Origin of the sequence: Selenomonas sp. ND2010 (genome assembly GCF_000702005.1) — a bacterium.
Classification (GTDB): Bacteria; Bacillota; Negativicutes; order Selenomonadales; family Selenomonadaceae; genus Selenomonas_A.
In genome coordinates, this window is record NZ_JNKI01000028.1 from 21,619 (window position 1) to 29,256 (window position 7,638).

Consider the following 7,638-nt stretch of genomic DNA (forward strand, 5'->3'; position numbering starts at 1 on the left):
TTGAACATTCGATTTTATGCCAAAACGCGAGCCAGACGAACCAGTTCCGGATCCAACGTCTTCTTGTTGTTTACAGCATCAAACAGGTTTACGCCGACGACTTTGCCCTCGTTGAAACCAAAGACAATATTGGTTGCGCCAGAAATGATAGCCAGGGCTGCTTTCTCGCCCAGCATCGAAGCCTTCATGCGGTCCTCGACCGTCGGGGAGCCCCCACGCTGAATGTGACCGAGAACCGATACGCGGGTATCAATCCCCGTTTTCTCCTCGACAACTTTACCCAGGCCAACAGCTGAACCAGCACCTTCTGCTACAACGATAATGCTGTAGCGCTTGCCAGCATCGTACATTGCCTTAAGCTCATGACACATCTCATCGAGGTCGTATTTAACCTCCGGTACGAGGACATACTCAGCACCGCCAGCGATACCAGCCATCATAGCCAGCCAGCCGGAATTACGGCCCATAACCTCAACGAGCATGATGCGGCGATGCGCCGAAGCCGTATCGCGCAGCTTGTTGATAGCATCGACAATCGTATTGGCAGCCGTATCGCAGCCAATCGTATAATCCATGCCCCAGACATCGTTATCGATGGTGCCCGGCAAACCGACAATCGGCAGGCCCGTTTCCTTGGAGAGCAGGCTGCCGCCCGTAAGGCTGCCGTCGCCACCGATGATTACGAGACCTTCGATGCCGCGTTTTACCAAGTTATCAAAGCCCTTCTTACGGCCTTCCGGCGTCTTGAACTCCATGCAGCGAGCCGTTCCGAGGAACGTGCCGCCACGCTGAATGAGGTCACTGACACTACGGCTCGTGAGCTGGACAATGTCATCATCGACCATACCCTGATAACCGTTGTTGATACCATAGACCTCAATACCTTCGTACAGTGCCGTACGGACAACTGCACGGGCAGCTGCGTTCATTCCCGGGCTGTCGCCGCCGGACGTCATTACCGCAATTGCTTTTTTAATCATGGAAACATCTCTCCTATAAAACTATGAAAAACTAATAAATATTTGTTATCAAACCATACTACTTTATTTTACGAAACTCAGCCATAAAAGTAAAGTATTTCATAAGAAAAAGGAGCCGAAAATCAGCTCCTTTCCCAATTTTGTAACGATGTTTTATTTTACGTTCATGATGCCGAGGGCATAGCAGATGATACCAACTGCGAACAGACCGAAAATAATCGTGATAGCGCTGACTTTGCGCTTGAGGAGTGCCATGCAGGCAAACGTCATAAGCAGCGGAACAAGACCCGGCATAAGCTGGTCGAGGATACCCTGAACCGTCGTAACGACATGCTCGCCTTTGGCGTTTGTGATTTCCGAAACGACAACCGGAATGTTGACCGACGTCCATTTGTTTACAAGAGCACCCATGACGAACAGACCGAGGATGGAAGCACCTTCCGTGATCTTCTGGAGCTTGTTGCCAGCGATGTCTTTGACGATGTCCGTACCTTTGGCATAGCCGTATTTGATGCCGTACCAGCGGACTGCCAGACGGATTGCATTGAACAGGACGAAGAACAGAATCGGACCAACGATGCTGCCCGTCAGTGCAAACGAAGCACCAAGAGCTGCCGTGATCGGACGGAGCGTGCCCCAGAAAATCGGGTCGCCAACACCGGCCAGTGGGCCCATCATACCGACCTTGATACCGTTGATAACACCATCTTCAATCGGTGCACCGTTGGCTTTCTTCTCCTCAAGAGCTGCCGTGATGCCAATGATCGGTGCCGTTACGAACGGCTGCGTGTTATAGAACTCGAGGTGACGTTTGATTGCCTTCTTGAGTTCCTCACCCTCATAAAGACGGCGAAGAATTGGCACCATGCCGAAGCAGTAGCCCAAGCCCTGCATACGCTCCATGTTCCAGGATGCCTGCAGGAAGTTAGAACGGACGAAAGTCCAGAAAAAATCGCTGGAAGTAATTTTCTTTTCCATTATGTATATCCTCCTCTATTCGCGCTTAGTCAAGTTCGTCATCAAGATCGTCGTCAGAGCTGGAAGCTGCTGCTGCCGGAGCTGCGGCTACTGCCTGATATTTCGGGTTCAGCTGGATGTAGACGATAGCGGCTACAAGGCCAATGACACCGAGAGCAACGAGGTTGAAGTTCGTGAACGCTGCCACAACGAAACCGAGGAAGAAGAACGGCATGAGGTACTGAGCACCCATCATGTTGATGACCATTGCATAACCTACGACAACGATGAAGCCGCCAGCGACCTGAAGACCACCGGAGATGACCGGCGGGATAGCGTTGAGCATGTTCTCAACAGCACCCGTGCCGACCGTCATAGCGACGAGCAGAGCCGGGATACCAACGCGCAGACCCTGCAGGATCAGAGCGCCGTAGTTGCACAGATCGATACCAAAAAGATTCCCCTCTTCTGCGTAATCGTCTGCTTTATGCTGGAACACAACGGAAACCGTCTTACAAATGATTGCCAGGACCTGACCAGCAGCTGCCAGCGGCATTGCGATAGCGATACCGGTTGCCACATCCTGATGGCTGGCGATAACAAGAATCGTCGAAATAACCGAAGCCAGTGCAGCATCCGGTGCGATTGCAGCACCGATGTTCATCCAGCCGAGAGCCATCATTTCAAGCGTACCACCGATGATAATACCAGTTGTCATATCCCCAAGAATGAGACCAGTGACCGTGCAGGCAATCAGCGGACGATGCGTCTGCATCTCGTCCAAGCAGGACCCCATGCCTGCGATTGTCGCAAAGATAAAGATAAGCAGGATTTGAATAGAGCTCATTGTTTATTCCCTCCATTATGTAATATGAAATTCCCTAGGAAAGAAGCCGCCCCATACAGCTTCTTCCCTTCTATGAAGAATATCCTTATTTCAGGACATCCATCAGCATAACTTTCTTATCCGTATCAACCTTACGGATTTCCAGCTCGATGCCTTTCTCGTTGAGTTTCTTGAAGGATTCAATATCCTTGTCATCAACGGAAACAGCACCCGTGATCTGGTGTTTGCCTTCTTTGAAGCTCATACCGCCGATGTTGACGCTCTTGATATCAACACCATGCTCAACCAGATAAAGAACGCTGGTCGGGTTCGTAAACAGCAGCAGGCATTTCTCGTTCTCATATTTCGGATTCTCATAAACACGGATCGCTTTATCGAGGTCTACGACATGGGATTTGATGCCAGCCGGAGCAACCTGTTTCAAAAGCGTTGCGCGAATCGTGTCTTTAGCGACCTCATCATCGCAGACGATGATGCGCTGGCATCCCGTTACCTTCGACCAAACCGTGGCAACCTGGCCATGAATCAGACGGTCATCGATTCTTGCTAATACGATATTCATTATAATTCCTCCTCTTCATCATCAGAAATCTGGCTGGCATGGAAAGTCTGCGTACCGTTCTTACCGGCCTCAACAGCTTTCTCCATCAGAGCCTTGATATCCGAACCATCATCCATCATCTGAGCACTGCACATCTCGATGAGCATCGGCAGATTTACGCCCGTTACGATGCCGTAATTCTCATTGCCGATTACCAGACGGCAGGCTGCGTTGTACGGGCTGCCGCCGAACAGATCGTTCAGGAACAGGACCCCGCCATCACAATCGAGTTCTGCAATAGCAGCCTCGTATTTCTTAACGACATCATCCGGACCTTCACCCGGAATCAGCGTTACCGCACGAACATTTTTCTGTTCGCCGCAAATCATTTCGCAGGACTTTAAAAGTTCCTGTGCAAAAATACCATGTGTTCCAACAATAATACCAAACATGAAAACATCCTCCTTATACTACACATTCTCCTATAACCATCCGGCTGTCTCTGAATGTTTTTGGCTTATTTTGCCTTACGCCCATATATATTGCAAGTAGCGTGCCAACTTTGTGTATTAAACCAAAAAAATCTTTTTACGCCCTATCTTACAGGGACTTTTCATAAAACTTTTTTCTCATTGATACTTTCAATACACTTCTGATACACTTTTTCTTTATTTCCAATACACTTTGATACTGTCAGAAAATAAAATATCCACAAATAAAATACACTATGATGACAAGCGTCATCATAGTGTATCGTATCGGCTTATTTTTTATTGACTTATATCATATTTGCCATGAAATAAAACTCATCTTCATCAAATCGGAGTTTTAGTGTCTCATCGAATACTCTGGCTGCTTTTTTCAAAGCTTCCAACTTTTGTGTATCGACTTCGTTTTTATCCCCTTTGTAGACCAACGAACTGCGGGTAACGATACGTTCCAGTGCACAGCCACAATGAACCAGCAAGCGAATGCGTACAGGATTAGACAGTTTTATTCCCAATTCTTTTTCCAGCAACCGGTCAAACTCAAGCAATCCCCCCATTACTTTCGCGGGATTCAAATAGGTCAAAAACTTCTGCAAGGACTCCTCACAAAGCTTCTGTACCACCATACTCCCTCTTCGCTTAGGAACCATATCCATCTTGCGGTCAAGGACCAACTCCGAGAGCAGCTGTTCTCCCGTTCCATCAATAAGCTGCTCCAAGGGAATAAAAGGAATCTTTGCCTTCGGTTTTTTCATTCCCACCGCAGCCACGATATGATAGGCCTGACTGATCTCTTCGATACGCTCTTCCATGTGTACCAGCCCGATGGGAATGACCTCCACCGCACGGCCGGCATGGCGCAGGATGTCTTCCACCAAAGCCTTGAGCTTCAAGGCAGCGCCCTGTCCCGTAGAGCAAATCGTGACAATAGCTTCCTGACTATTTTCGTTTTGCTGCGACAAATCTGCCGAATCTACTGCTTCATACCCCTTGAAATTCCGCAACGACTCATAAATGCTATCCAGGTCCATGCCGGCAATATCCACCTTGCGCATAGCCTCCAAAATCAGCGGTGTCGATACCATATCGAGCGTACGGACAGGAATTTTCAGCTTTTCCGACAGCATCGCCCCAATATTACAAAGCGATCCCATATCCGCCAAAATCAGCACACCGTTCGCGCAGTTCATCGTTCTTAGCATCGCTGCCGTCTTGTCGAATATTTCCTGCGGTTTGATTTCCAGCGGCATATCCACCGCAATGATATTGATATCCGTAGAACTGAACAGCTTCTGTGCTACGTCAACCATGGAACTAGCCGTACTCTTGCCATGGGTTGCCACCAATATCGTTACCTTCTCATCCAAATCATCATCATCGGAGGATTCCAAGAGCAGGGCGATATACTCAATTTCATTGCGAGGAACTTTTAGATGATAGTGCTTTTCAATCATCTCACCAATTTCCCCTGCCACCTGCACACACTGCGAATCCTGCGGCACTGCCCCTTCGATTTCCGTATAGGGTATCGATTCCTTCGACTTCACACGCTTGAGGAAAGCCGATAAATGCAGGCTAAACGCATACAAGAAGCGGTCACGGTAGCTGCGGTTCATGCGTTTCTGCACAAAGAGCGATACTTGCTCCGAAAAATCCACCAATGCTTCATCCACGATCTTTAGCAAGCGCTCCCGCGTCGTCATATTGACCGAATGCTTCTTATTATAGAGGTCTTTGACATATACGTTAACGTCGGTAGCGACAATCTGCTTAATGAGTTCATCACTGATTCCCTCACCTTTTAACAGCGCCACTTTATCTTCAACCACTTGATACAGATTGAAACCGCCCTCATTGCCACCAGTTCCCTCCAGCTGGAAATTCCCCCCTGGCGGCGATACGACCAGCGGCTCACTGACGTATTTGGTTAGCTCGGTAAGCGCCTGCCGATTAGCCGACAAGGTCAAAAGACCATCTTTGATATGGGAGGGCAGCATTTTGAAATCCACTTCAATGTAATTGGGATTATCAATGCCATTGAGGAATGCCTGGGCACACAGAAGCTTGATATTCGACTTCAGCTGTCCGACATTGCCGCTCCCGATGCTTCCAATCAAAGCTTTCACCGACTCGACACTGATGCGGACGGGTTTTTTGACGCGCCGGGCTTCATCCATGAATAACAACTTCAAAATATCCAGCTTCTCCTCGAGGGTGCGCTCGGCTAAAGGCCGGATGGTGATGATATTCGGAATACGGCGCACAAAAGTACGTGTGAGTGCCGAATTCGGGTCCTCCGTCGTAGCGCCGATGATAAGCACTTTCGCCCGACGGCTGCGGGTAGTCTCTCCTAATCGGTTGAACGTTCCCGTATCCATAAAATAAAATATCATTTCCTGCCCTTCCGGCGGCAGACGATGAATTTCATCCAGGAACAGCACACCACCATCCGCCTCTTCCACAAGACCAGCTTTGGCGGTATCCGCTCCCGTAAATGCTCCTTTGATATGACCAAAGACATGAGAAATCAACAGCTGCGGATTGTTATAATAATCCGCGCAGTTAAACGTCACAAAGGGGGCGTCCTCCGCAAAGCGATGCATCGTTTTGCCATAGGCAAACATCATGTGGGCAAAAAGCGTCTTGCCGACACCCGTCTGACCGACAATCAACGTATGCAGACCATCCGGCGGATAAAGGATTGCCGCCTTAGCCTGCTCCACTTGCCGCTTGAGACTGCGTTCTGCACCAATCAGGTGCTCAAACGGATTTATTTCCTCGTCTTCCACACCACTAAGTTTTCGGCACTCCTCGATATCCTGGAACTGACAGGAGCCATCACCAAAATCCGTATCCAACAGTCCTTCCAAGATCTCCCGATCAAAATAACGTACCGGACGGCCGGAAAACTTAACGATTTTCCCCTGGCGATGCAGCTCATTCAATTCTTTTGATACATTGTTGCGCAAAATATCCAGGGCACCGGCAATCTCCTGAGCGTCCATCCCCACCTGGCCCTTTAATTGCTCTTTCGTATACGATGCCGATTTCTCCTGAATATATTGATAGATACGCTCACTGCGCTTCATCCATATTCCCCCAATCTGATACTCTATTCTCTATTATAACAGTGTATCAATAATCAGAAAAGCCGACAGCTGCGCTGCCGGCTCATATCCTGTGGATTATTTTTTTGTCTTCTTTTTGTCTTTTTCAGCGCCAGCATCCTGTTTCTGCTGCTGAATCGGTGACAAACCAAAAGCAATGACCTGCCCCTTCTGATCGACAATGATATCGCACTGAACCAGCGGATATTTCTCGAACTGAGCGGCATAAACAATGCGGTCATATTTTCCCAAACGAATCCAGGCATTGAACTGATGCTTTTGCATTTTGCCCAAATTCTTGAGAATTGCCTCCTGCTTTTCCTTCATCTGCTTCTCGGTCAGGGCTTTTTTCCCTTCCTCCCCGAGCTGCGACAAAGCCGTCTTATAATCCGCTTTGACCAGCATCGTTTCCATCCACTTCTGAGCCCCCTGCTGTTCCACCGACAACGTCTCCGCTTCCGGTGTAGCGGCAAACGCATTAGCAGACATCGCTACGAGACAGGCAAGACAAAGTGCTAAGATATGTTTCTTCATGACGGTAACCACCCTCCGAATAATAATAATTCATTTATTTCTGTTTATTGTATCATATTACTGCTAAAAATTCATAAAAAAAAGGGGCTGTTGCATGAGTGAGAAATTACTTATGCACAGCCCCATTAGCTTTTCAACTTGACGATATCTTAAAAGTAAGAGCAAAATACAGGAATTTTGAGCG

The 7,638-nt window shown here is 48.4% G+C and carries 7 protein-coding genes; all 7 read right to left on the minus strand.

The genetic code is table 11. The features are described from left to right. Positions 1-14: 14 nt before the first annotated feature. The 7 genes from pfkA to T504_RS0110095 all read right to left on the minus strand — a co-directional run bounded on the left by pfkA (position 15) and on the right by T504_RS0110095 (position 7,454). Positions 15-980 (minus strand): 6-phosphofructokinase, encoded by a 966-nt coding sequence (gene pfkA, locus T504_RS0110065; protein WP_033170955.1) that lies wholly within the window; start codon positions 978-980, stop codon positions 15-17. A 153-nt stretch (positions 981-1,133) separates the two neighbouring features. After that, a complete protein-coding gene (gene manZ / locus T504_RS0110070; RefSeq protein ID WP_033170956.1) occupies positions 1,134-1,958 on the minus strand; it encodes a PTS mannose transporter subunit IID in 825 nt (274 codons plus the stop codon). Positions 1,959-1,983: 25 nt separating this feature from the next. Further along, on the minus strand, positions 1,984-2,784 hold the full coding sequence (locus T504_RS0110075) for a PTS mannose/fructose/sorbose transporter subunit IIC (protein ID WP_033170957.1): 801 nt from the start codon (positions 2,782-2,784) through the stop codon (positions 1,984-1,986). Positions 2,785-2,869: 85 nt separating this feature from the next. Further along, positions 2,870-3,346 carry a mannose/fructose/sorbose PTS transporter subunit IIB gene (locus T504_RS0110080; protein ID WP_033170958.1) on the minus strand — a complete coding sequence of 159 codons (477 nt, stop codon included), beginning with the start codon at positions 3,344-3,346 and terminating at the stop codon, positions 2,870-2,872. After that, the gene (locus T504_RS0110085; RefSeq protein ID WP_033170959.1) at positions 3,346-3,777 is read right to left on the minus strand and encodes a PTS sugar transporter subunit IIA; all 432 of its coding nucleotides are present in this window, start codon (positions 3,775-3,777) and stop codon (positions 3,346-3,348) included. The genes T504_RS0110080 and T504_RS0110085 overlap by 1 nt, the downstream gene beginning before the upstream one ends. Positions 3,778-4,103: 326 nt before the next feature. Beyond that, positions 4,104-6,902, minus strand: coding sequence for a sigma 54-interacting transcriptional regulator (locus T504_RS0110090; protein WP_033170960.1), 2,799 nt, complete (start codon positions 6,900-6,902; stop codon positions 4,104-4,106). Between the two features lie 96 nt (positions 6,903-6,998). Next, positions 6,999-7,454, minus strand: a complete 456-nt coding sequence (locus tag T504_RS0110095) for a hypothetical protein (protein ID WP_033170961.1) — start codon at positions 7,452-7,454, stop codon at positions 6,999-7,001. Positions 7,455-7,638 lie beyond the last annotated feature (184 nt).

What these genes read in the sequence shown, in the direction of transcription:
- T504_RS0110095 (WP_033170961.1), bottom strand. Translation starts at nt 7,454, where the DNA reads ATGAAGAAACATATCTTAGCACTTTGTCTTGCCTGTCTCGTAGCGATG.
- T504_RS0110080 (WP_033170958.1), bottom strand. Translation starts at nt 3,346, where the DNA reads ATGAATATCGTATTAGCAAGAATCGATGACCGTCTGATTCATGGCCAG.
- T504_RS0110075 (WP_033170957.1), bottom strand. Translation starts at nt 2,784, where the DNA reads ATGAGCTCTATTCAAATCCTGCTTATCTTTATCTTTGCGACAATCGCA.
- T504_RS0110085 (WP_033170959.1), bottom strand. Translation starts at nt 3,777, where the DNA reads ATGTTTGGTATTATTGTTGGAACACATGGTATTTTTGCACAGGAACTT.
- manZ (WP_033170956.1), bottom strand. Translation starts at nt 1,958, where the DNA reads ATGGAAAAGAAAATTACTTCCAGCGATTTTTTCTGGACTTTCGTCCGT.
- T504_RS0110090 (WP_033170960.1), bottom strand. Translation starts at nt 6,902, where the DNA reads ATGAAGCGCAGTGAGCGTATCTATCAATATATTCAGGAGAAATCGGCA.
- pfkA (WP_033170955.1), bottom strand. Translation starts at nt 980, where the DNA reads ATGATTAAAAAAGCAATTGCGGTAATGACGTCCGGCGGCGACAGCCCG.